This is a genomic window from Paraburkholderia sp. BCC1884, from assembly GCF_900996225.1.
Classification (GTDB): domain Bacteria; phylum Pseudomonadota; class Gammaproteobacteria; order Burkholderiales; family Burkholderiaceae; genus Paraburkholderia.
Map to the genome: position 1 here is coordinate 1 of NZ_CAAJGL010000137.1, position 508 is coordinate 508.

A 508-nucleotide genomic window follows, 5' to 3' on the forward strand; every position below is an offset into this window, starting at 1 on the left:
TGCGCCAGGCCAGCATGCGGGTGGGCGCGTTGTCGGAGTTGTCGGGGTTCCAGGCGAAGCCGCGCGCGTTGCTGTTCGGGTCCATGTAGTCGGGCGACCACTCGCCGATGAAGATGTCGTGCTGGCGCGCGCGGTACTTGCCGATCGCCTGCTTGGCGTCGCCCGGCATCAGCTTGACGCGGATCCCGCCGGCCGCGAAGTTGGCCTGCAGGGCCTGCGCGATCTCTACGAAGGGGTAGTCGTTCGGCATGTCCATGCTCACGTCGAAGCCGTTCGGCATGCCGGCCTTGGCCAGCAGCGCCTTGGCGCGGGCCACGTCGCGATGGTAAGGGTTGCTGTCGAGCGCGCCGAGGAAGCCGTCGGGCAGGAAGGTCTGGTGGACCTTGTAGGTGCTGGCGAGGATGTTGCGCTGGATACCCTGGTAGTCCACCAGCCACTTCATCGCCTGCTGCACTTCCGGCTTGGCGAGGTTCGGGTTCCTGGTGTTCAGGCTCAGGTACATCAGCGC

The 508-nt window shown here is 66.3% G+C and carries 1 protein-coding gene; it reads right to left on the reverse strand.

Annotated elements, in window-relative coordinates:
* Nucleotides 1–508 (reverse strand): ABC transporter substrate-binding protein (locus FQ705_RS30940; RefSeq protein WP_260854673.1); only part of this gene is annotated, 508 nt, incomplete at both ends.